Annotated in this window: 15 protein-coding genes; 12 read left to right on the top strand and 3 right to left on the bottom strand. The window is 24.6% G+C overall.

The features are described from left to right. Window positions 1–110: 110 nt before the first annotated feature. Both BUB01_RS09310 and BUB01_RS09315 read right to left on the bottom strand, forming a co-directional pair. Complete coding sequence (locus tag BUB01_RS09310) at window positions 111–437, bottom strand: hypothetical protein (RefSeq protein WP_072986438.1); 327 nt, start codon at window positions 435–437, stop codon at window positions 111–113. A 995-nt stretch (window positions 438–1,432) separates the two neighbouring features. After that, window positions 1,433–2,575, bottom strand: coding sequence for a DUF6688 domain-containing protein (locus BUB01_RS09315; RefSeq protein WP_084108589.1), 1,143 nt, complete (start codon window positions 2,573–2,575; stop codon window positions 1,433–1,435). A 978-nt stretch (window positions 2,576–3,553) separates the two neighbouring features. Between BUB01_RS09315 and BUB01_RS09320 the strand changes: the two genes are divergently transcribed. The 12 genes from BUB01_RS09320 (at window position 3,554) to BUB01_RS09375 (ending at window position 23,369) form a co-directional block, all read left to right on the top strand. Beyond that, window positions 3,554–4,783 (top strand): hypothetical protein, encoded by a 1,230-nt coding sequence (locus BUB01_RS09320; RefSeq protein ID WP_072986439.1) that lies wholly within the window; start codon window positions 3,554–3,556, stop codon window positions 4,781–4,783. A gap of 1,295 nt (window positions 4,784–6,078) precedes the next feature. Further along, window positions 6,079–8,604: an ABC transporter permease gene (locus tag BUB01_RS09325; RefSeq protein ID WP_072986440.1), complete on the top strand. Its 2,526-nt coding sequence runs from the start codon at window positions 6,079–6,081 to the stop codon at window positions 8,602–8,604. A gap of 320 nt (window positions 8,605–8,924) precedes the next feature. Further along, a complete protein-coding gene (locus tag BUB01_RS09330; protein WP_072986441.1) occupies window positions 8,925–9,605 on the top strand; it encodes an ABC transporter ATP-binding protein in 681 nt (226 codons plus the stop codon). A gap of 12 nt (window positions 9,606–9,617) precedes the next feature. Continuing rightward, window positions 9,618–12,161 (top strand): ABC transporter permease, encoded by a 2,544-nt coding sequence (locus BUB01_RS09335; protein WP_072986442.1) that lies wholly within the window; start codon window positions 9,618–9,620, stop codon window positions 12,159–12,161. 207 nt (window positions 12,162–12,368) lie between these two features. Then, window positions 12,369–12,560 carry a hypothetical protein gene (locus tag BUB01_RS09340; protein ID WP_072986443.1) on the top strand — a complete coding sequence of 64 codons (192 nt, stop codon included), beginning with the start codon at window positions 12,369–12,371 and terminating at the stop codon, window positions 12,558–12,560. Window positions 12,561–13,012: 452 nt separating this feature from the next. After that, complete coding sequence (locus BUB01_RS09345) at window positions 13,013–13,693, top strand: ABC transporter ATP-binding protein (protein ID WP_072986444.1); 681 nt, start codon at window positions 13,013–13,015, stop codon at window positions 13,691–13,693. Between the two features lie 12 nt (window positions 13,694–13,705). After that, window positions 13,706–16,258: an ABC transporter permease gene (locus BUB01_RS09350; RefSeq protein WP_072986445.1), complete on the top strand. Its 2,553-nt coding sequence runs from the start codon at window positions 13,706–13,708 to the stop codon at window positions 16,256–16,258. 203 nt (window positions 16,259–16,461) lie between these two features. Continuing rightward, a complete protein-coding gene (locus BUB01_RS09355) occupies window positions 16,462–16,992 on the top strand; it encodes a CDP-alcohol phosphatidyltransferase family protein (RefSeq protein WP_072986446.1) in 531 nt (176 codons plus the stop codon). A gap of 487 nt (window positions 16,993–17,479) precedes the next feature. After that, complete coding sequence (locus tag BUB01_RS09360; protein ID WP_072986447.1) at window positions 17,480–18,454, top strand: Kelch repeat-containing protein; 975 nt, start codon at window positions 17,480–17,482, stop codon at window positions 18,452–18,454. A 150-nt stretch (window positions 18,455–18,604) separates the two neighbouring features. Beyond that, entirely contained in the window at window positions 18,605–18,979 is a 375-nt protein-coding gene (locus tag BUB01_RS09365; protein WP_072986448.1) for a BlaI/MecI/CopY family transcriptional regulator, read from the top strand. 15 nt (window positions 18,980–18,994) lie between these two features. Next, entirely contained in the window at window positions 18,995–20,680 is a 1,686-nt protein-coding gene (locus BUB01_RS09370) for a M56 family metallopeptidase (RefSeq protein WP_072986449.1), read from the top strand. Window positions 20,681–20,813: 133 nt separating this feature from the next. Further along, a complete protein-coding gene (locus BUB01_RS09375) occupies window positions 20,814–23,369 on the top strand; it encodes a hypothetical protein (protein WP_072986450.1) in 2,556 nt (851 codons plus the stop codon). Window positions 23,370–23,572: 203 nt separating this feature from the next. Here the strand turns inward: BUB01_RS09375 and BUB01_RS09380 are convergent, their stop codons facing one another. Continuing rightward, window positions 23,573–24,124, bottom strand: a complete 552-nt coding sequence (locus tag BUB01_RS09380) for a Uma2 family endonuclease (RefSeq protein ID WP_072986451.1) — start codon at window positions 24,122–24,124, stop codon at window positions 23,573–23,575. Between the last annotated feature and the right edge of the window lie 434 nt (window positions 24,125–24,558).

The raw sequence follows: 24,558 nt of genomic DNA on the forward strand, positions 1-24,558 counted from the left end.
TTGTACATAAATATTTTCTCGCTAAATTTGTTTACTTTTTTGTTTGTATCTTTATAAATAAAAATATTTTCATATTTTAATTAACTTTTTATAAATATATTTTTATCCAATTATATTCTAATACTAAATAATAAATCATTATATATTTCATTAATAAGTGGACTATTTTTTCCTAAATACTTTCTTTTATTTTTAATTCTTTTACTTAAGTTCTTTGCTCTCTCTATCTTCCTTTTAATCTCTAAAAATCTTAATATATATTTTAACTCACTATTATTAGACTCTAGAATATACCTATTCATGCTATTAAAAAAATAAATAGTAGCTTTAGTATTATTAAATGTATTAATTCTTTGCATGGCACTTTTAAAAGAAGCCTCCGTCACTTTATACCTTTCATTATTTGAATTCATATTAACTAAACTACATTCTTCCATAATACATCCCTCCCTTAAGCATTATGGACAAGTTATACATCTAATATACATAAAATATCAAACTTTCTTTTAATTACCATTTGCAACATGTTTTTATTTATGTTTACATAATGTATGTATATTTTATTGCATATACATTTACTTTTTTATCATTACTTTACTCACACAAGTTAGTACTATAATACAAAAATTAAAAAAGTTTAAATTCAATAAACCATGCTCATAAATTGCCTGCCTAAGTTTGAAATTCTTTAATTTTATATCAAGTTATAATAATTTCAACACAATCCTTTAATAAAGCCATAATTTAAAACACTTTCTATATTTTAAATACTATATAGTTATCACTAGATTACTCATAAAAAATGAGTAATCTAGTGATAATAAAAAACATTCCTAATCTCAAAATTTAATTTATAAAAATATAGTATTTTTATATAATCTTTCTACCTTTAAATAATTAATTTACAAAATGTAAACATATATGTAATTAAAATATTTACCTATTGATTACATATATGTTGTATTTAAATATTAATATATATGTTGTAATATGATTTCTACAAATTAAATTTAATATTACCTTTAAATAAGCTATACAGACTTTATTTAAATAAATGTAGATTTAAAATTGCAATATATACTAAATTAATTTTATCTACAAAGATCTTTTAAATAATAAATTCCTAGTGATAACTATTAAATTTAATCTATAATTATTATAGTTATCACTAGGAATACTTTTAATTACAATTATTTTATATAAAATCTAGATTTTTAAATTTATTTAATATTATCATTAGATTACTCACAATATATTTTTTTCTCCACCTTACTCATATCTAAATATTATTCTTCAAAATAATATACTAAAAATTAGCCTTTACATTAAAAAAAGTACAAACTACTACAAGTACAAATATGTAAACATAATAGTAAACATATTAATTGTAAATTTATTTGTATATTGTTTGTAATTAAACAAACCTAAAAATTTACTTTCTCAAGTCACTATATTGTATATTTATTCTATTTTCTGGATTTTTGTCTACTATATATAAAACTAAAAGGAAAAACCATTCTAAAGGTTTCATAACTATATAGATCATATCAGCTGAAAAGCTTGTATTAATGTGTTTGCTTATAGGATATCCATATTTATCATAAATATATCTTATTATTTTATGAAGCTTAGGTGTATACTCTTCTAATATATTTTCAAAAGCATTTGCTACTAGAAGTTGTCTATTTACTACAATCTTATTTCCATGTCTTATACCATATCTTATAGGTTTAACAAAGCCTCTATGACCTTTTACAGCTACTGTACATAGATAATGTCCATCTCCATGTACTAATATAGGTTCTGGTACTTCCATTTTAGAAAAATTATAACTACTAGTATCCAAAAACGCCCTTATAAAACTATCAGGGTGTTGACCAAAGATTACTAATATTAATTGGATTAATATTAGTATAGGAAAAGATATTGCTATAATAAAAATAGACATATCTCTATAATTTATACAAAACTTATATATTATGTTTAATAGTTTATTCTTATATTTTTTGTTTTCCTTTCTTTGATCTTTAATAAACTCATCCAATGAAAACTTTAATTGTATAGAATACAATATACTAATTAATAAAAGGCCTATTTTTAACATAATTACTGGAATCTCTATATTATTTACATTTGTATGAATAAAAAATGTAATTCCTAAACCTATATTAATTATTATTATAGCTGTAGCTAAAGTGTATACTATAGGTGACAATATATTTGAATATAGTTTTATTGTTATATATGCTATTATACCTAATACAAAAAGTGTTAAAACCGTATATATATGTTTTGATGCTAAAGGAACATAAAAATTTAAATATTCACCTCCATATTCATACTTTGATAAAGGACTTCCCCCTTCTATACCTCCTTCACTAATAAATACAAATCCTAAGATAGTCATTAAGTAAATTAATGTATCAAAAATAAACATAACTATCTTATTGTTAAAAAAATTTATTATATTAAGGTTTATCTTTTCGTAAAAAATACACTTTAAAAGTCTAGAAATTAGATAAATAGGTGGTGATATTATTATCAGTGCAGCCAATATAAAAACTATACCTTCCATATTAATTACTCCTTTATAAGTTTTTTTATTTATATAATAACAACATATTATTTATTAATCAATATTTTTTTATTAAATAACAATAAAAAATAACTTATAAACAATATTGTAATTAATAATATTAACTTATTTAATAATGTTAATGAGCTTAATATTATCACTAGATTACTCATTTTTTATATTTTGTTATATTCTTTAACTAAGTAATTTTTTAATAAATAAGAAAATCATTTTCCAAAGAATATTTTTATTTATTAAGTTAAATTTAAAATAAAAAGCATTTATCATCACTAAAATTTGCCCTATAATCAATTGTAAGCAAAATATTTAATTTCTTATATAAATAATAGTTATTATAAAGATTACTTGTTAAAAGAGATTCTAGAGAGTTTATTAAGCATATAATATTAAGTTATAATATTAATATCAAAGAAGATTCTTGTTAATTAAAATTTATAAGAATAATTTTTATATTAATTCTTTTGTTAAAAAGAAAAGGATAGAATAGATTAGGTTAGGTTAGGTTAAGAAGTGGTGTTAACCACTCTTATTCTTCCTAAGCTTATAAATAGCTTATATTATTCTGCTTATAAGAAGCTTATAGGATTTGTTAAGCCTTGATATTACTAGTTTGTAGAGTACAAATTATCATTAGATTACTCAGTGTTTAGATTTAGATTACTCATTAGCTCCTGTGGATTGACATAGGATTACTCAAAGTTTATAATTAGGTTACTCACTATATTATCACTAGATTACTCAGTGATTTATAAAATTGCAAAATGAAGAGACTTATTAACATAATAAAAACTGTGGATAATGTTAATAACGTTAGCTAACATAGATATTTCCTATGTTTTTCTTGTTGATAAATTTGTTGATAAAGTGTTGATTAACAATTTTTATTAGATTATAATTATCATAGGATTACTCATTAGAGTTTTTTTATTTTTATTTACAGAAGGGAGCTGTGGAAAAGTGGCTTTAACTACTACAAAAAGTGGCATTATATCTAAAGGTGTAAAAGTAATTAGTATTAAAATAGATGAAGATTTTATAGAAAATAATCTTATAGATTTGCCATTTATTTATTATTACAAAAGTAAGGAGCCAATAACAGCTATAACATATAATTGGACCACTTCAGATGGAACTAATAGAGCTGTTGAAGTTAGAAGTAGTAAATATGGTATACCAACGCCATATGAATATGATGTTTTGTTAGCTTTATTTAGATTATATATCAAACAGCATAACAATAAGATCATATGTATATCTGAGGAGGATACTAGTGAATTTGATGCACTTGATAATACGGTAAGTTTCAGTTATAGAGAACTTATTAAAGAAATGGGCTATAAGTCTTATTCAAATGTATTAAAAACAAAGGTTGAAAAAGCTATAGAAACTCTTTGTGATACTAATATTTATAATACTGCTAGAGGTGGTCTTTATAATCCATTTACTAAAGAATATATCACTGATTCTAAATTTCAAGTTGGAATTTTAGATGGTTATAAGACTTATAATTATATTACTTTAAAAGATGAGCATGGAAATGTGGTTTTAGATGAAAATGGTCAGCCAATAATGAAGCTTGATAAAAATAGCATTAAGGATAAATGTGCTGTTAGAATAGATAGATTTTTCTTAAAGAATCTTTATTATGGTAATGGGAAAATATCAGATAAGAATCTCAGGTTATCACTTAAAAATGATGTAGCAAGAAAGGTATATCTTATACTTAATAAATGGAGAAATAATAGAAGTGAAATGTTTTTAAAATTTGAAACATTATATCATAGAATTCCTCTTAATAACGAAAAATCGGATTACTATAGAAAACGTAGAGTTATGGATAGCTTAGAAGAGCTGAAAAATAAAGGATTTATAGCTGATTATGAAAAAAGAAAAGAAGGAGTAAATATAATTTTTAACCAAGAAGAAAAAAGGTTTATTGCTCCTAAAAATGACATACTTTCAAAATATAATAGTTATGAAGAACTTTTAAATGGATTTAAGACTCACGGAATTGATGATAAATCTATAGCTAAGTATTTAAAGCTACACCAAATACCTTATTATCAAGCTTTGCTTAGACTTGTAGAAGATAAAATAGATAAAATAGATAATGTGAAGAGCTATGTACTTAAAGGATTAATTGATGAATATGAAAATATAGATAAAAAATATTACAATAATATTTAATTATCATTAGATTACTCAAATATAAAGAGGTAAATTAGTAGTTAATACTAATTTATCTCTTTTTTTATATAAAAAATGTAAAACAACATTAGTTTCTGAGTAATCTGGTGATAATTTTTAATTATATTTTTAATTATATTTAAAAATATAAAAATTTGCTTTACAAAACTATATTTTAAGAAGCATATTACAAAAAAATATTAAGAATAATGAGTAATTTGATGATAATTATATAAAAAATTAGGAAAATAAAAAGAATACGATAATGTTTACGCTAATGTTTACAAATATTCGATAAAGGTATGAGTAATCTAGTGATAATTTATAAAACTTTGAAGTTTAGTGTTATATTATTAATAACTGTTATTAGGGGAGAAAATGGGATAATATCATAATCAACTATGAGTAATCTAGTGATAAAATGTCTATCAAGTCTTATTAAATAGATAATATGAGTAAAGTGATGATAAAATTATTTACAGTATTTGATATGTATATGGTTACTTTTTTGTAAACTTGAATTTTATAGAATTTTAAGTTTGAAACTTATTTTATTTAGGTTAATTATTAATAATATTCTAATCTTATAATTTAGATATGAACCTCTTAAAAGTTGATTTTTATAATATGAGTAATCTAATGATAATTTGATTTTAATAAATTAAAGAGATAAAAATTTTTTTAATATTATGTTTATAAAGAAGTAATTAAAATAATTACAATTTTTAAAATAAAATTAGTGAGTAAAGTAATGATAAAATTATTTGTTTTTTTAATTTCATATATACATACAAATTTATTTTACAATAAGTAAACTATATTATTTATTTATATTTAAATAAATTTGAAATTATTATTATAAATAAATTTGATTTATATAATAAAAACAAATTTATTTATAACTTTATTTACTATAATGTAAACAAAAATGTTTCTATTTATGTAGATTAAATAGACTTATATAATAATAAAATTTTTTATTAAAAGGGGTATTATATTTTTAAGATGTTTAAAAAAGTATTTTACTAAATTATATAAATGAAAACCTATAATAAAATAATATACTAGTTAGATATAGTTATTTAGTTAATGATGAATTTAATACATACAAAAATGTTTACACAAACATTTACGAAAATATCTGAAAGTAAATTATTATTACAGAATTGTAATAAATCTAGAATATTTGTAATAGAGAATTAATGGTTTTAATTCTTATTATTATTTATAATATATATAGTTAAGCTCCAAAATGAAGTTTTAAATAGTTTTATAAATAACTAGGAGGAGTTATTTTGATAGATAGTTATAAGATACTAAGTAAAAAATATTTAAAAAAGAATAAAAAACGAACAATATTAACTATTATAGGAATAATACTTTCCGTTGCGTTAATATCTTGTATAGGAATTTTTATATTAAATATACGGTATTCTATGATAGAACAGGCTAAAAATCGATATGGTGATTATCATGTAGTTATATTAGATGCTAAAAAGAATGATATAAATAAGCTTAGGTTTAATCCAAAGGTAGAAACTTGTGGTTTAATAGAAGGAGTAGATCAAAAAAGAGAAGAATTGTATTCTATAGGTGATAAGGAAATTAGTATAGTACGTGGAGATTCAGAAAGTTTTAAACTTTTTAAGGTGAATTTTTTAGATGGAACCTTTCCTTCAAGTGAAGGAGAAATAGCTTTAGAAAAATGGGTATTAAAAGCTTTCGGAAAAGATACAAAGCTAGGTTCTAAAGTAGTTATAAAAAATGAAAAGGGTGTTGATGAGTTTTTTACAATAAAGGGGATAATTGAAAATCAAGAGTATAGTCAGATAAATGGAAGAATTAAGGCATTTACTTATATAAAAACATCTACTGAAAATACAAAAATAATGGTTAAATTTAGAGATAACGTAGATAAGAAAAAATTTATAAAAGAGTTAAGAGATGTTTATGGAAATGACAATATAAGATTGAATGAAAATTTATTAGCGGTAACAGGAAATTCTAGTAGTGGTACTATTAACAATGCTATTACCATCGTAGCTAGTATGGTAATAGCTATAATAATAATAGCAACAATATTCGTTATCTATAACGCTTTTAATATAAGTATAGCTGAAAGAATGAAGGATCTTGGACTTTTGAGAGCAGTTGGAACTACACAAAAACAGATGAGGAAACTTGTAATCAGGGAAGCTAGGATAATGTCTATTATAGCAATACCAATAGGACTTGTTTGTGGAGTAGTTGCTATTTATACAGTAATCTTTATATTTTCAAAAATGCCAGGTGCTACTGAGTTTGCTAAGATTAAATTAATAATAGATTGGAGAGTTTTGGCTGTAAGTTTTATTATAGGTTTTATAGCTGTATATATATCAGCCTTTTTACCAAGCTTAGCTGCAGGAAAAGTATCTCCATTAGTTGCCATAAATAATGACAATTTGCTAACTAAAGAAAAAAATAAAAGGAGAAAAAAATGGTTAAGTAAGGTTATTAAGGTTTATAAAGTATTAGCTATAAAAAATGTAAGAAGAAATAAAAAAAGGTTTTATATAAGTACAATATCAATGACAATAAGTGTCACATTATTTATTACTTTTGCTTCATTTATAAATATGACTGAAAAGTTGATGAATCAAGAAAATGAAGATAAAAATTATCATTTTGAGATTAAGTCAATTGATAATTCTAAAGATTTAAGTACTGATGTAATAAATCAAGTTAAAAACATGGATGGCATTTTAGAAATAACAAATAACTATTCAGATTTGTATATTAATGCTTTAGTACAAGATAATAAAATACCAGAACGCTTTAAAAATTCACAATATAATATAAACACAGTAAAACTAAATGGTAAAGATATAAAGCAGATGAATGCTATAGTTGAATTTTATGATAAGAATAAGATGCAAACTACAAAAAGTTATATAAAACAAGGAAATATAGATGGTTTAAAGGAAGGTGAAGTTATACTAGTTCGTAATAATACGTTTTATGATAAGAATGGAATACTTAACAAAACACCAATAGAAGAATTTAATATAGGTGAGTATATAAATATAAATTTTGAACCATTATATTTAGATAAATTAAAAACTGAAAGCAACAAAGTAGATTTTGGTGATAAGGACATAAAAAAACTTAAAGTTAGAGCAATTACAGATACTTTGCCTTTTGGTGATAATATGAATATAGATTCAATATTGATTTTAGCTAGATTAGAAGATAAGGATAAGATGTTAGGAAAAAAATTAGCTAACGAAAAAATTAAGCTACAAGGAATATCTATAGTTTTAAAAGATACATCGTTTGAAAAGCAAGTTGATGAAAAATTAAGTGATATAACAGCTAGCAATTCAAAAATAAGATATGCAAATAAATTACAAGAGACTAAAGCAAATGAGAGTTTTAGCCTTCAAATTAAAATACTTTTAATGGGATTTATAACTGTAATAACATTAATAAGCTCATTAAACATAGTAAATACAGTTTCAACTAATATAATTTTGAGAAGGAGAGAACTTGCAAGTTTAAAAGCTATAGGAATGACAAGTAGGGAATTAAAAAAGATGATAACACTTGAAGGAATGTTATTTGGAATTTATGGAGGTATAATTGGATCTATTCTTGGGGGTATATTTAGCTATTTACTTTATAAGCAAATGAATAGAATGGTTGTTTTTAATTATAGTATTCCAGTTAAATATATAGTTATAGCAATGATAAGTGTTATTTTGATTGGTTATATATCAGCTTTAATACCTCTTAGAAGACTTAAAAATGATAATATTATAGAAACTATAAAAGACATTTAATAAAACAATGTAACTAAATTTGAGGCTAAAAAGTAACAAGTTAAAGTATAACTTTTTATAGTAAAGAAATAATCTCAGTAAAATCAAAATAAAAACAATAATGTATACTTAAATGTTTACGTTATTGTTTTTATTTTGATAAACTTTATTGAGTAAAGTGGTGATAAAATACTTTTATGACTAAACTGTAAGATAATAATTATATTTGTAAGTTAATATTAATGGTTTGAACCATAAAGAATGGATATAATCTAAATATAGCTTGGGAACAAGCTCTAAGACAGAGAGTAGAGTTTGAAAACATAAGGAGGATTTAACATATGGAAATATTAAAGGTAGAAGGTTTAAAAAAATATTATGGAAAAGGTGATAATTTAGTTAAGGCATTAGATGATGTTAGCTTTTCAGTAAATAAGGGAGAATTTGTAGCTATAGTAGGTGCCTCTGGTTCTGGTAAATCTACTTTACTTCATCTTATAGGAGGACTTGATAGACCGACAGAAGGATCTGTAACCATAAATAATGATAGTATTTATAATCTTAATGATAACCAATTAAGTATATTTAGAAGAAGAAATATAGGATTTATATTTCAGTTCTTTAATTTAATTCCTGTACTTGATGTAGAAGAAAATATTGCATTACCATCACTTTTAGATAATGAAAAAGTTGATAAAGAGTATTTAGCAGGAATAATAAAGATGCTTGGATTAGAGGAAAGAAAAAATCACATACCTTCTGAACTTTCAGGAGGACAGCAACAGAGGGTTTCTATTGCAAGAGCACTTATAAACAAGCCTTCAATAGTACTAGCTGATGAACCAACAGGAAATCTTGATAGTAAAAATTCAAGAGAAGTTGTAGAACTTTTAAAGGTAACAGCTAAAAAATATAATCAAACTCTTATCCTTATAACACATGATTTAAAGGTAGCAGAGCAAGCAGATAGAGTTGTTACAATATCAGATGGAAAGATTCTTAGTGATAAATATATGGCATAGGGGTGATTTAACTTGATAAATAATTATAAAACTTTAAGTTCAAGATACTTAAAGAAAAATAAAAAAAGAACAATATTAACTATGATAGGGATAATACTATCAGTAGCATTAATATCTTGTATAGGAATATTTATTTCAACTGTACAAAATACACAATTAGAAGAAACTAAAAATAGACTTGGAGATTATCATGTTGCTATATTAAATGCTAAGAAAAACAGTATAGACAAGTTTAAAAGTAATCCTAAGGTAGATACTGTTGGACTAGTAGAAAAGCCAGAACAAAATGAACCAGGTATACCTTTTATAAAAGACAAGGAAATAAAATTAATAAAAGAAGATGCTGAAAGCTTTAAGCTATCAAGGGTTAAGGTTTTAGAGGGAACTTTTCCTACTAAAGATAATGAAATAGCTATTGAAAAATGGGTTTTAAAGTTTTTAGATAAACCTGTAAAGCTTGGAGATGAAATAAGTATACCAGATGAAAATAAAAATACTAAAACTTATATATTAAAAGGAATACTTGAAAACAGAAATAATGCACAGGGTAGCGGAACTGTAAATGCATATAAGCTTATAGATAAGCCAAGTGAAAAAACAAAAATAATGATTAAGCTTAAGGACAATGTAGATAAAAAAGCATTTATAAAAGAGCTTAAAGATGAATATGGAAAAGACAATGTAGGAGCTAATAATAGTTTATTAAGATTTACAGGGGAATCAGAAAATGATAACACAAATAATGCGCTTATTACTGCAACTTGTATAATTATAGGAATAGTTGCTATAGCTACTGTATTTGTAATTTACAATGCTTTTAATATAAGTATTGCTGAAAGAATGAAACAATTTGGACTTTTGAGAGCAATTGGAACTACTAAAAAGCAAATGATGAATCTTGTTCTTAGAGAGGCTACAGTAATGTCAATTATAGCAATACCTATAGGATTATTATGTGGGGTAATAGCTATTTACATAGTAGCATTTATATTTTCTAAAATGCCAGGCTCAGAAGGACTTGGTAAGTTAGCTGTTATAGTAGAACCTAAGGTTATAATTATAAGTACACTAGTTGGGTTAGTATCAATATATATATCAGCATTTCTACCAGCTAGAGCAGCAGGAAAGATATCGCCTTTAGTTGCAATAAATAATGGTACTCTAATAACTAAGGAAAAGAATAAGAGAAGCAAAAAATGGCTAAATAAAATATTTAAAGTTAATAGAGTAATGGCAATTAAGAATGTAAAAAGAAGTAAGAAGAGATTTTATTTAAGTACAATTTCTATGGCTATAAGTGTTACCTTATTTGTAACCTTTACATCTTTTATGGATCTTACAAATACATTTGTAGGACCTACTAATGAAGAAAACAAAGTTAATTTTGAACTTGGAGCAATTTCTGATAAGGGAATAAGTGAAGATATAATAAAAGAAGTAAATAATATAGATGGTATTTCTAAGATTAATAAAAGTTATACAACAGTAGATTCTAATGCTTTAATAAAAGAAAATAAAATATCAGATTTATTAAAAAAAGCTGATAGAACTTTTGAAGATGTAAAGTTTAATGGAGAAAATAGGAAAAATGTTGCTTTATCCATGAATTTTTATGATAAAGATAAGATGAGTGATAGTAAGAGTTATGTTAAAGAAGGAAGTATAGCGGATTTAAAAGAAAATGAAGTTATCATAGCTAGAGATAACATATTTTTTAATGAAAAAGGTAAGTTATTTAAAGGAGCAGTAACTGATTTAAAAGTTGGTGATGAAATAGTAATAGCTTCTAATTCTATAAAAGTACCTAGTATGACAGGTGAAGAAAATAAGGAGAAAGAGACTAAAAAGGAGCAGTTTAATGATTCTGAAGTAATAAAACTTAAGGTTAAGGCTGTTATGGATGTAAGTCCATTTGAAGATGGTATGATTCCATATAATATAAAGGTAATATCTAGATTAGAAGATAAGGATAAAATTTTAAAGGCAAATAAAGCTAATAAGAATGATATATCTGTAAACAGACTAGCTATAGTATTAAAGGATAAATCTTATGAAAGTAGTGTAGATTCAAAGCTTAAGGCGATTGAAGAAGCAAATACTGGTTTAAGATATACTAATAAAATTGCAGAAGATAAGGCTAGGCAAAGTTCAGAGCTTCAAATGAAAATACTTTTAATGGGATTTACCACAGTAATAGCGCTTATAGGTTCAGTAAATATAGTTAATACAGTGTCTACTAACATAATATTAAGAAGAAAAGAACTTGCAGGACTTAAGGCAATTGGTATGACTGATAAAGAAGTTAAGAATATGATAACCCTTGAGGGAATGTTATTTGGAGTGTATGGAGGAATAGTAGGATCAATAATAGGAAGTATATTAAGCTACTTATTATATAAACAGATGTCAGGGCTTCTCGGATTTGATTATATTTTCCCAATAAAATATATAGTTATAGCAATAATAGCTGTTATTTTTATAGGATATATATCAGCATTAATACCTCTTGGAAGACTTAAAAAAGATAATATTATAGAAGCCATAAGAGAAGATTAATAAAATTAGAAACAATAATGTATACTTAGATGTTTACATTATTGTTTTTGTTTTTGTAGTTGGTTATTAGTAACATACTTCATTAATTTCACAAAATAATTAAACTAGAATTAAGGTTAATAAAATAATAAATTAAGCTAGGTCTCTTATAATAAAGACATAAGGTTAAGGAAAACAAAAATAAATGATAGATAGGAGATTTTAATTATGAAAAAAGGTGTAGTTTATGGAGGATTATTTTTAGGAGGAATTTTAACTCAAGTTTTAGCTTGTACAGTAGAGAAATCTATTAATATGAATTTATCAGAACCAATAGGAAAATTTTGTTTAATGATGATACCTATAATTGCTTTTTATGAGGTAAGTAAAAAACAGAAAGTCCAATTAAAGCAAAAATAAATTTATTTACTAATATGTTTATATTAATGTTTATAAAACAGTTTATTTAATATGGAATGTTATATTAGCCTGCTTACCTCTTTTGTTTACTATGAGATCTTTTATATTTAATAGCTGGATTCAGAAGGAAAGCCAGTTATAACAAAAGCTTGATAATGAATGTTATTATAAAGTTTATAAAAGGTTATTGTGAAATAAATATAAAAACCAAAATAGAAACAATAATGTATACTAATATGTTTACATTGTTGTTTCTATTTTTATCTATTTAGGTGAGTAAAGTGATGATAAAATAACAAAAGACTTTTATGACTAAATTGTAAGATAACTACTTTAATTGTAAGAGTGTGGTAATGGTTTGTTTATATTATTATATTTATAATTTAAGTATAGCTTGATGAGTGCTTTAAAAAGGTTAATTACAATTATGAGTTATAAGGAGGATTTAATATATGGAAATATTAAAAGTAGAAGGTTTAAAAAAATATTATGGAAAAGGTGACAATTTAGTTAAAGCATTAGATGATGTTAGCTTTTCAGTAAATAAGGGAGAATTTGTAGCTATAGTAGGGGCTTCTGGTTCTGGTAAATCTACTTTACTTCATCTTATAGGAGGACTTGATAGACCAACAGAAGGATCTGTAACAATAAATAATGATAGTATCTATAAGCTTAATGACAATCAATTAAGTATATTTAGAAGAAGAAATATAGGTTTTATATTTCAGTTCTTTAACTTAATTCCTGTACTTGATGTAGAAGAGAATATTGCATTACCATCACTTTTAGATAATGAAAAGGTTGATAAAGAGTATTTAGCAGGAATAATCATGATGCTTGGATTAGAGGATAGGAAAAATCATATACCTTCAGAACTTTCAGGAGGTCAACAACAAAGAGTTTCTATTGCAAGAGCACTTATAAACAAGCCTTCAATAGTATTAGCTGATGAGCCGACAGGAAATCTTGATAGTAAGAATTCAAGAGAGGTTGTAGAGCTTTTAAAGGTTACAGCTAAAAAGTATAATCAAACTCTTATACTTATAACACATGATTTAAAAGTAGCAGAGCAAGCAGATAGAGTTATTACAATATGTGATGGACAAATCCTTAGTGATAAATATATGGCATAGGAGGGAATTATTTTGATAAGTAGTTATAAAACCTTAAGTTCAAGGTATTTAAAGAAAAATAAAAAAAGAACAATACTTACTATGATAGGAATAATACTATCAGTTGCACTTATATCTTGTATAGGTATGTTTATATCAACTATTAGGCATTCAATGATTGAAGATACAAAAAATATATATGGAGATTACCATGTTGCTATAGTAAATGCTAGAAAATACAACATAGATAATATTAAAGATAAGTCTATGATAGATAGTTATGGACTTTTAGATAAGCCAGAGGAAGGCGTTCCATTTATAAAAGATAAGGAAATAAAAGTAATAAAATCTGATAATGAAAGTTTTAAGATTTTAATGTCTAAGCTTTTAGAGGGGAATTTTCCTACTAAAGATGATGAGATAGCTATTGAAAAATGGGTTTTAAAGTTTTTAGAAAAGCCTGTAAAGATTGGAGATGAAATAAGTGTAACAGATAAGGACAATACTACTAAAAAATATAGATTAAGCGGTATACTTGAAAATAGACGAGATGCTCAAGTTAGTGGATGTGCAAATGCATATACTTATATATCTAATCCTAGCGAAAAATCAAAAATTCTTATTAAACTTAAAGATAGTGCAGATATTAAAAAGTTCATAAAAGATGCTAGAGACTCGTATGGAAAAGAAAATATACAAACTAATAATCATTTATTAGTACTTACAGGTGGCTTAGATAAGGATGATATTAATAATGCTATTAGTATTGTGGCTGGAATAATTATAGGAATAGTAGTTATAGCAACTATATTTGTAATTTATAATGCCTTTAATATAAGTATTGCTGATAGAATGACACAATTTGGACTTTTAAGGGCAATTGGGACAACTAAAAAGCAAATGAGAAGTCTTGTGTTTAGAGAAGCTAGTGTTATGTCAATTATATCAGTTCCAATAGGCTTAGTTTGTGGAGCATTAGCTCTTTATATAGTAGCTTTTATATTTTCTAAAATGCCAGGTACAGATGGATTTAATAGACTACAAGTTATAATAGAACCAAAGGTTATAATAATAAGTACAGTAGTTTCATTAGCAACAATATATATATCTGCATTTTTACCTGCAAGAGCAGCAGGTAAGATATCACCATTACTTGCTATAAGCAATAGTACTTTAATAAATAAGGAAAAAGGGAAGAAAGGTAAGAAGTGGCTTAGCAAAGTATTTAAAATTCACAAGGTAATGGCAATTAAAAATGTAAAGAGAAGTAAGAAGAGATTTTATTTAAGTACAATATCTATGGCTATAAGTGTTATTTTATTTGTAACATTTTCATCATTTATGGATTTTACAAAAAACTTTAGAGGTGCGGACAATGAAGATACTAAAGTTAACTTTGAAATTTATGGAGAGAAGGGTATAAATGAAAATGTAATAAAGGAAGTAAATAATATAGATGAAGTTTCTAAGGTTTATACAGCTTATACACCAATCATAAAATCAAAAGCATTAGTTAAAGATTCTGATATACCTGAAATTGTAAAAAACACAAATAAAAAATTTGAAAATGCGAAGTTAAATAATGAAGACAAAAAGTTAGTTGATTTAGATATTGATTTTTATAATAAAGATAAAATGAGTGCAAGTAAAGCTTATGTAAAACAAGGAAGTATAGATAATTTAGGAGAAAACGAGGTTATTATAATTAGAGATACGTTCTTTATTGATAAGAAAGGAAAAGTTATAAATAGTCCAATTAGTAAGTTAGGTGTTGGAGATGAAATAGTAGTAGATTCTAGTTCTATAAATATACCTAAAGTTGGAAATCCTGAAAATGCAAATAAGAATATTGAAGGAGAAAAAAAGGTTAATAAAAAAGACAATTTTAAAGATTCAGATGTAATAAAACTTAAGGTTAAGGCAATTATGGATGTAACTCCATTTGAAAACTTTTTAGGATTTGATGATATGAAGGTAATATCTAGATTAGAGGATAAGGATAAGATTTTAAAAGCTAACAAAGATAATAAAGATGACATATATGTAGATAAGTTATCTATAATCTTAAAGGATAAAACATCCGAAAGTACTGTAGACACAAAGCTTAAAGCTATAGAAGAACAAAATTCTGGAATAAGATATACAAATAAAATTGCAGAGTCTAAAAACAGAGAAAGTGCAAATCTTCAAATGCAAATACTTTTAATGGGCTTTATTACAGTAATATCATTAATAAGTTCAGTAAATATAGTAAATACGGTTTCTACAAATATAATATTAAGAAGAAGAGAGCTTGCAGGACTTAAAGCAATTGGTATGACAGATAAAGAAGTTAAAAATATGATAACACTTGAAGGTATGCTATTTGGTGTATATGGTGGAGTAATAGGATCAATAATAGGAACAATATTAAGCTATCTATTATATAAAGCAATGACAGTAATGATAGGTTTTAGTTATACTTTCCCAATTAAATATATAATAATATCATTAGTAGCTGTTATGCTTATAGGTTATATATCAGCATTAATACCGCTTGGAAGGCTTAAGAAAGATAGTATTATAGATGCTATAAGAGAAAATTAATAAAGAAAACAATAGTGTATACTATACTGTTTACATTATTGTTTTTATTTTTATAATAAGTTTGTTAATAATAAAATCAAAAAATCAATAAGCATTTTTAAAAGATTAATACTATGAATAAAATTATATTATAATAGTTTGATGATGGCATGTAATACTAATCTTATATAGAATAAGAAGGTTATATTTTTAGAGGTGATATAATGAAGTCAATAGCAAATTGTATATCAATTTCGAGAATTGTTTTTGCATTTATATTGTATTGGGTAAAGCCATTAAGTATATTATTTTTTACAATATATATTCTTAGTGGAATTAGCGATGTTATTGATGGATATATAGCAAGAAAAACCAACTCTGTAAGCAAATTAGGTGATAATATAGACTCTATTGCAGATTTTGTGATAATAGTTGTACTAATTATTAAGTTGTATCCAATAATAAATCCAACATTAGAAATTATTATTTGGATAGTAATAATAGCAATAATAAAAATAGCATCAGTTATATTGATATTAATAAAATATAAAACTTTTGAGATGCTTCATACTTATGCAAATAAGATTACAGGATTTATATTGTTTATATTTCCAATATTACTTGCTTTTTTCAAATTAGATGTACTTATATATATAACTTGTATTATTGCTGGTATTTCTGCTATTGAAGAATTATTAATTAACGTATTTTCTAAAGAATTGAGAATAGATAAAAAAAGTTTGTTACTAAAATGAGTGGTATTCTAAAAATGAAATTTTAAATAAGAGACTTTATATTGATAGAGCTTAATTTTTTAATAAATAATTAAACTAGAGAAAGACTAAAATATTTACTAATATGTTTACACAAATATTTGTTAATTAGAAAACATATTAACTTAATATTTAACTTAAGAAAATAAGGGGCCGTATCAAAACTATTTTTTTGTAAAATAGTGATTTGAAACACAAAAGAAAAACAGGCTATTGGTATTTAAAGTTTACCAATGGCCTTATATTTTTTGTTAATTTAATAATATTATTGTAATTTTAAATTAAACTTATTAATCAAAAATGTATTCAATATATTGGTTTAAAAAAGTAATTAAAGATATTTTGTATATTTTTTAAAAAATGTATAAAAATAGTTGACATTCATCCTACATTTGTAGTATCCTACACTTGTAGGATGAATTCGGCGTCAAAAAGTCATATAAATTAAAAAAATATGGGGGTTAATATTATGAAAAATATTCCAAAAAAAGTTGCTATTGCTGTGATTACTTTTAGTGTTATAGGAGGTGGTTTAAGCATTCCAACTTATGCAAAAACAATAGAAAATAATAAAGCAGTTACAGTTAATTATAATCAAGTTAAAAAAGCATCTATTTTGGAAACTAGACAATCAATGAAGGAAAAAAGAACTAATCCATTGGTATTTACTTATAATAATAGGATATATGCAATGGCGGGAGTAGACTATACAACTGAAAAGAATATCGATACTATAGAAGAATATAATGTAAAAACTAATAAATGGGTAGTTAAAGGAAAGGCACCTTTTAAAGGCAGCGATATTTTAACATCAGTTTGCCAAAACAATAAAGTTTATATTTTCAATGCTACTCAAGGCAAGGTATATTTATATAATCCTAAAGATGGTAGTTTTAAAGTAGAATATGATAAATTAGATAAGATGGAGTATAATGATATTAAAGCTACAAGTTACAACAATAAAATTTATTTAATAAGAGGGGGTTCAGTAGAAGTAACAAAGTGTACTATACAAGAATATGATCCTATAAATAAAAATATAAAAACAAAACTTGAAGTATCTAATGTAGGATATATAGCATCAGTTGCAACTTTAGGGGATGATATATATATGACTGGAGAATTCAATGGTTTTGGTACAGATAAAACAGTTGTTAAGGCATATAATCCAATAAAAAATATATTAAAGGATAAAGCATCATTAACTAAACCTCTTAATGATGGAGGTCTAATGACAATAAATAATAAGCTATATAAAATTGGTGAAAATGTAGAGGTTTATGATAGTATCAACAATAAATGGAAAACTACTTATTCTGATGTAATAAAATATTCTGGTTATTCACTAACAGCAGTTAAAAATAAGGTGTTTTTTATTGGGGGAACTAATAATATTGGTGCAGGTGGTGCAACAAATGATGTAAAAGCTTTAAATTTGAAATAGAAATAAAATATGTACAATAGATGATTTAAGTTTTATAGCTTAGATCATTTTTTTAATGAAGTTATATACAAATATTAGAGGATTTCAATTGTAAATTACCTGTATTTGTAATATACTACAGATGTAATATAAATTTTAAGGAGGCTTTTTATGAAAAATTATCCTAGTATTTCTGACGCTGAATGGATTGTTATAGATGTCCTGTGGAGCAGAAATCCTTTGACATCCACTGAAATTATAGAGGAAGTATCTAAAACAAATGATTGGAATCCAAAGACTGTGCATACGCTTATAAGTAGACTTGTTAAAAAGCAAGCAATTACTGCTGAAAAAGTAGGAAACTTTTATAGTTATTATCCTAATTATACTAAGGAAGAGCTTAGTAATTATGAAACAAAGTCATTTTTACAAAAAATTTATAATGGATCAATAAATATGCTACTTTCTAATTTTCTTAAAGAAGAGAAATTAAACTCAAAGGAAATCGATGAACTTAAACAAATATTAAAAGAAAAAAAAGAATAGGAAAGGTATAGGAGAATGCTTCAAGTTATTTTTAACTTTATTACAAATATTTCTGTTACAGCAGCATTAGTTGCTTTAATAGTAATAGTAATAAAGCTACTCTTTAAAAACAAATTGCCAGCTTCTTGGCATTACTATGTTTGGCTTTTAATAATTATTAGACTTATAGTTCCAGTTTCATTTTCGAGTAGTTTTAGTATATTTAATTTGGATTATAATAAGCATGTATCTACAATTTCAAATAAACCAGTATTTAAAGAGGTTAAAGATGAAATCTCAAATATTAATAAAAGTGGGGATCAACCAACTACCATTAATAATGCAAATTCAGAAGATACGAAAGAAAAATATAAAGAAATTATTAAGAGTAAATCTATTTTTATAAAGTTTTTTAAAGGTGCTAATTTGTTTGCGATAACTTGGTTAATTATTGGCTTAAGTTTATTAAGTTATATAGTATTTTCTTATGTTATATTTCTTCATAAAATAAAGGCTTATTGCAAAGAGTCAGATGATGAATTACTACCAATTTTACAGGTAGTAAAAGATGAACTTAAAATTAAAAGAAGTATACCTATTTACTTTACAAACCTAATAAATACACCATGCATAATTTCTGTGATAAAACCTAAAATATTAATTCCAAAAGACTATAAGAATACTGTTTCAAATAATGAATTTAAATATATATTTTTACATGAATTAATTCATTATAATAAAAAAGATTTAATATTTAATTGGGTTTTTACTTTGGTAGTGATTATGCATTGGTTTAATCCTATAGTCTGGCTATGCTTTTTCTTAATGAAAAAAGACTGTGAATTATGTTGTGATTTCTTTGCTATGAAACATCTTAAACAAAATGAACGTATAGAGTATGGTGAAATACTAATAAAGTTAGCAGAATTTTGTTCAAATAACAGAAAAGAATTAACGACACCTGGTATGGCTTCTATTGTTAACAAAAATGCTTTAAAAAGAAGAATAATAATGATACCTAGATTTCAAAATACAAGAAAAAGAACTATTTGTTTAATAATTTTAGTAACTGTAGCTACACTTCTTATTCTTTTAACGGATAAAAAAGTTACCCAAAGTGGAATTTCAGATAAGCAAATAGCAAGAGCTTCAGAGTTATATGATGATGAATTAAAAGAAGCACTTAAGGAGGATAAGAAACCTTCTAATGCAAATATAGATATAAAAGATAAAACAAAAAAATCTATTAAAATAAAAGATGAAAAACCTAACACAGATACTAATAAAGCAGATTTAAAAGAAGACAATAAGATATCAAATAATGATGACTCTAATACTAATAAAAGTAGTCAAAATATGTTTTATTCAAATGGAAAGTTAGGCTTTATAATGAGATTTCCAAGTGAATGGAAAGATAAATATGTAATAGAAGAACAGAATAAAGATTATCCTTATGGTGTAAAGGTATATTTTAAATCAAAAAATAGCGATAAAAAAGAATGTATTTTTTATATAACTGAAAAAAATGATGATATTGATGAAGAAAATGTTGAAAATGTATCTAAAAGAATAAATAATACTTTTGAAGCTAGAGATATAAGATATATTATAGGTAGAAATAAAGGTGAGGGTCCAACTAAGAATAGTCCAGATTTTAAGGAATTTAATAAGATGGTTGGTGAAGCAGAAAATGTTATAGAAACACTGGAAATTTTACGTTAAAGTAACTTTTAATTTTTGGAAAGTTATCATTGAGGACAATTTTTAATTACTAATTAGAAAAGAATTAAGAAAAATCAATCTGATGAAATTTTAAATAGTAGAGTCAATAACTTATATCTTGTGGAGGAAAAAAATGAAAAGATTAAATAAAATACTTTTCATTGTTTTAATTGGTTGTAGTTTTATAGTAACTAATATATTTATTTCAAATTATATAAAAACAATGGAGAATAAGAATATAAGTAATAGAAAATTTATTACAAGCGAGAATAAGGGAGAAGATGATGACAACCCTATATCAATAGTTAAGAAGAATATAAATAGGACAGGTTTTAAAGAAAAAGAAAATAAAGAATTAAAACCTGAAGAGAAAAAGTGGATGGAACAAAATGTAATAGTGCCAACTAAAATAGTTCCTAATAAGTATTATAAGGGAAATGATAATAAGGATGAAAATTTGCCTAATATAGGGAATGATATTGTTGAATATACTGATTACAAAGGAGATAATAAAAGAAGTATTTCTAATAATTATGCAAGTATACAACCATTAGAAAGTGAAGAGCTTCCAGATTTTGTAGATAATAGTCAAAGGGATGCGTTTCCTGAGATAAGATCTCAAGGTTTTATAAGTTCAAGTTATTCTTTTGCTACAACTTATTATCAAATGACATATATGGAGGCATTGCAGAATGGTTGGAACACAAAAAATTCATTAAATAATAATAAAATGTCACCAAGATGGACATATAATTTATCTAATGGAGGTAGTACATTACAATCAAGTTATATAGATAACTATAGAATATTAAAAGAACATGGGTGTGCATTATGGAGTGATTTTCCTTATGATGGTGATATTTTAGATAGTAAAAATTATTTAGAGTGGTGTACTAATGGAGATATTTGGAGAAATGCAACAAAGTATAGAATAGATAAAGTTGGAATAGCTACAATTGGAAAGGGATCTGATAAGACGGCTATAAAAGGACCTAAAGATTCTAGTTTAAATAATGTAAAACAATTATTAAATAATGGATACGTCATTAATGTAGGTACTCATATTTATTCTTGGAACTATGCTAAAGCTAAGGATGATAAAACTACTGATAAGGATAATAAATATGTAGGGATGAAGCTTGCAACTAGTATGAATGGTGTTGATGGAATTAACTCTATGATATTAGTAGGATATGATGATAATATTTGGGTAGATATTAATAACGATAATAAGGTTCAAGAAGGTGAAAAAGGTGCATTTAAAGTAGCAAATTGTAGGGGCAAGAAATTTGGGAAAGACGGATTTTATTGGGTTTCATATGATGCTTTTAATAAAGTTTCTTCAGTAAAAGGAGTAGTAAATAGTGAGGGTAGAGAAAGTATTTTTGATAATAGTTTTATTTTTATTACAGTTAGAAATCAAACAACACCAAAAGTTATGGCCCAATTTACATTAAATCATAGTGATAGGTCACAAATTAATATTGAATTAGGGATTTCTGACTTAGAATCTTCAAATCCACAGCAAATTTATAAAATAGATGCACTAACTAGTGAAAGTAGAGTTGCATTTGATGGAGGATATGATGCTGTAGATGCAACCTTTACTATAGATTATGACAATATTTTAAATTTATATAGTAATATTAATTTAGATAAAGGTAAGAAATTTTATATTACAGTAAAAGATAATAAAGTTGGAAATCCATTAGTTGTTAAGGATTTTAGTTTGGTAGATGAAAATGGGAAAAAATTAGCTAAATGTGTAAATAGTTTACCAAGTAAGCCAGTAGATAATAGCAGCATTACATTATATGCCAATTATAAGACTTCTAATTATACAAAAAATATAGAAGGGGCTACTTTTGAGAATAAACAAACAATGCAAGTTAAGAGAGCTAATCCTATAGTATTTACTTTTAATAATAAGATCTATGCTATGGGAGGCGATACTGGAGATACACACTCAATAGAAGTATATGATCCTGATACTGATAAATGGACAATTAAAGGTAACATTCCTTCAGGAATAGATATTTCAGTAACTGTTTGGCATGAGAAAAAAATATATGCAATTGACCAAACAGCTGGGAAAATATATATATATAATCCTATAGATAATAGTTTTAAACTACAATATGACAAATTAGAACCAGCAATTGCTCTTAAAGCAATAAGTTACAAAGATAAAATTTATTTAATGAGTGGAGGTACAGTAGAAACAGAAAAAGGTATTATACAAGAATATAATCCAATAAAAAAGGAGATAAAGACTAAACTTGAAATACCTAAAATAGGGCCTTTAAAATCGATTGAAACCTTAGATGATGAAATATATATAATTGGAGATTTACAAGGTTTTGGAGTAGATTCACAAGTTACTAAAGCATACAATGTAGTAACCAATAAATTAGAGGATAAAGGACTTCTAAATCAAAAAATTGCACACAATAGATACTATTTTGACAATTCATTAGTAAATTTAAATAATAAATTATATAAGATTGGGAATACCATAGAACTTTATGATAAGACCAAAGATAAATGGGAAGTTGTTTATTATGATATGTTAAGATATTCTGATTATTCTGTAACAATTTTAAATAACAAGGTATTTTTAATTGGAGGATCTATTGATGTTGGAGCTGGTGAACCTACAAATGAAGTAAAAGTTTTAAATATAAAATAGGATAAAAATAAATTTAAAGGATGATTTAAGGATTAGGTCTTAGATCATCTTTTTCATTATATTCAATAAAAAATATAAAATTATAGTTGATTTAAAATAAATTGTTTAACAATAATTACATAAATTTGTTTAAATAAAATAATCTAAAATAAAAAAATAGGGCTAATCAGATTGAACAAAAATGTTCAATTTGATACAGCCCCTTATTTGAATATATCTGAAAGATTAAATTTTAAATTTTCAAAAACTGTACTAATGTAGGTATCTTCTTTATTAAATACTTTAGGTGTTTTATATACATTATCTATTAAGCTGTATTGAGTTATAGAACCATTTGGTTCAACTATATTATATTCAAGCACTTTAAATTTCTGATATATACGAGCTTTAATAAAATAATCATTATCAGAATATTTTTCTGAAACTACTTCAAAAATTATTTTAGGGGATGAAATAAAACTTTCGCCTAGTGTTTTAGCATCTTCGCACATAACAAAAATATCTGGAAGAAATCTATATTGTTCTGATTCATTTTTAAATATAACTTCTATTTGTTCGGCGAAGGGCTCACATTTACTTCCATCAAAAAATATATCAAGCTTTGATAAGATTCTTCTAACTATTCTGTTATGATTTTGGGAGGTTCTTGAACTAAATAAAATTTCTCCATTTAAGTATTCACAAATACCATCATATTTACTTTGAATTTCTTCAAATTCGTCTGGTGTAATAAAGACATTTCTTATAGGTTCCATACATAACCTCCTAAATCTAATATATTTTAATAATATTATATAATATTATTGACAAATAAGAAACATTTAATAATAGGTATTATGATAAAACCAGGAGATTTAATCTAAGTAAGAAATAGATTTTAGGGAAACTCCTTTTCATGTGTATTCGAATAAGTAAGTTCAATTAATTAAATCAAAGATTTAGAATTCCACTTAAGTTCACATTAACTAAATTTAAAATTTGTAGGTTTACTTAATGTAAATATATAAGGTTATATTGGTGTTTTGGAAAAGTTATATACTCATAGTTATTACATTTAAATATTTTTAATTATATTTGTAAAAATGTTTACACAAATATTTGTAATACTTTAATAATGTTTGTTATGTTTAAAAATAATTAAATTAATAGAAGTTAATTTACGATAAAATTATAGACAAGTTAATTTTAT

Origin of the sequence: Clostridium cavendishii DSM 21758 (assembly GCF_900141845.1) — a bacterium.
In the GTDB taxonomy this organism is placed as follows: Bacteria; Bacillota; Clostridia; order Clostridiales; family Clostridiaceae; genus Clostridium_AG; species Clostridium_AG cavendishii.

What these genes read in the sequence shown, in the direction of transcription:
- BUB01_RS09360 (WP_072986447.1), top strand. Translation starts at nt 17,480, where the DNA reads ATGAAAAATATTCCAAAAAAAGTTGCTATTGCTGTGATTACTTTTAGT.
- BUB01_RS09330 (WP_072986441.1), top strand. Translation starts at nt 8,925, where the DNA reads ATGGAAATATTAAAGGTAGAAGGTTTAAAAAAATATTATGGAAAAGGT.
- BUB01_RS09370 (WP_072986449.1), top strand. Translation starts at nt 18,995, where the DNA reads ATGCTTCAAGTTATTTTTAACTTTATTACAAATATTTCTGTTACAGCA.
- BUB01_RS09345 (WP_072986444.1), top strand. Translation starts at nt 13,013, where the DNA reads ATGGAAATATTAAAAGTAGAAGGTTTAAAAAAATATTATGGAAAAGGT.
- BUB01_RS09315 (WP_084108589.1), bottom strand. Translation starts at nt 2,575, where the DNA reads ATGGAAGGTATAGTTTTTATATTGGCTGCACTGATAATAATATCACCA.
- BUB01_RS09380 (WP_072986451.1), bottom strand. Translation starts at nt 24,124, where the DNA reads ATGGAACCTATAAGAAATGTCTTTATTACACCAGACGAATTTGAAGAA.
- BUB01_RS09375 (WP_072986450.1), top strand. Translation starts at nt 20,814, where the DNA reads ATGAAAAGATTAAATAAAATACTTTTCATTGTTTTAATTGGTTGTAGT.
- BUB01_RS09365 (WP_072986448.1), top strand. Translation starts at nt 18,605, where the DNA reads ATGAAAAATTATCCTAGTATTTCTGACGCTGAATGGATTGTTATAGAT.
- BUB01_RS09340 (WP_072986443.1), top strand. Translation starts at nt 12,369, where the DNA reads ATGAAAAAAGGTGTAGTTTATGGAGGATTATTTTTAGGAGGAATTTTA.
- BUB01_RS09310 (WP_072986438.1), bottom strand. Translation starts at nt 437, where the DNA reads ATGGAAGAATGTAGTTTAGTTAATATGAATTCAAATAATGAAAGGTAT.
- BUB01_RS09355 (WP_072986446.1), top strand. Translation starts at nt 16,462, where the DNA reads ATGAAGTCAATAGCAAATTGTATATCAATTTCGAGAATTGTTTTTGCA.